Genomic DNA, 1,168 nt, shown 5'->3' with positions numbered 1-1,168 from the left:
CTGAATTTCCCTCTTTAGATATCGAAGAGGGAATTAAAACCACTGGCAGTGAAGATTCTTTAGCAGAAATGCTGACTTTTTTGATGAATGATTCTCTGCCTAAAGATTTAGTTCAGATGAAGCAAGCGCATGACGAGCATGATTGGAATAAGACTCAACAACTGGCCCATAAAATCAAAGGCGGTGCTGTCTATGTAGGCACCACTAAAATTAAAATGTCTTGCCAATACCTTGAGCGTTATTGGAAAATCGGAAAACACGATTTGCTCGAAAAACTGTATCAACAAATCCTAACCGTCGTTGATGAAAGTATCAAAGAAATCAATTCTTGGTTAAATAACCACTAAGTCATTCTTCAAAACCAAAACGCTATTCTTTTAAAATTTAGGTCAGATTTCTCACAAAGGGCAAATCAGTCCAGCGCGTCGTATAGGCCGGTGATTTAAGTTCAGCCCGCATAGCCCAGGGTTTAGATGCCCCTTCGGACGCTAGACGAATCGTTTCTCGACCAAAGCGCGTATTGATGGAATCAAAGGCCTTGAAGAGCTTGTCTTTTTTTTGAACGACCTCATCGGAAAGCTGGTTAAAAAGGTCACTTTGTTTAAATGTTTTAGGTATTAAGCCTTCTAAGCAAACCCCGACTTTCTTATAGCTATAACCTGGTTTAAATAATTGCTTAAGGCATCGTTTAGCAATTTTGGTAATCACCATTAAATCATCAGAGGCGTTAATTAATTTAAATTGCATTCCTTTACAGTATTGCGGTAAATCAGCGCGAAAGCGGTTGGTTTGCACAAAAACAGTCACGTATTGGGCAGACAATCCTTCCCGCCTTAGTTTTTCATAAGCCCTTGCGCAATGAGAGCTCACCGCATTGGCAATTAAGGCAAAGTCTGTTTGCATCTCGCCAAAGGATTTTGACGACATGATGGATTTTTTAGGCTCTCTGACTTCCAATTCGTTGCAAGGAATGCCGGCTAACTCCATGGCCGTTCGCATCAACACCACGTTAAATTGTTGTTTTAAATGATGGGGATTTAAATGAGCCAAGTCAGCAGCGGTCGCAACGCCTTGCCGTTGTAGTTTCCTTGACCATTGACGCCCTATACCCCAGACATCCCCTATGTCGATTTTTTCAAGCCATTGGCGCTCAAAAGTCACATTAAAC

General features: G+C 41.3%; 2 protein-coding genes. One reads left to right on the top strand and one right to left on the bottom strand.

All coding sequences use genetic code 11. The features are described 5' to 3' along the window. A partial coding sequence (locus Ldro_RS16595; protein ID WP_193786634.1) for an Hpt domain-containing protein occupies window positions 1-347 on the top strand: 347 nt, incomplete at its 5' end. 37 nt (window positions 348-384) lie between these two features. Here Ldro_RS16595 and Ldro_RS06555 read toward each other — a convergent pair. Next, a partial coding sequence (locus Ldro_RS06555; protein WP_157066479.1) for a DinB/UmuC family translesion DNA polymerase occupies window positions 385-1,168 on the bottom strand: 784 nt, incomplete at its 5' end.

Origin of the sequence: Legionella drozanskii LLAP-1 (assembly GCF_001467585.1) — a bacterium.
Classification (GTDB): Bacteria; Pseudomonadota; Gammaproteobacteria; order Legionellales; family Legionellaceae; genus Tatlockia; species Tatlockia drozanskii.
This window is presented reverse-complemented; position numbering and strand designations above follow the sequence as displayed.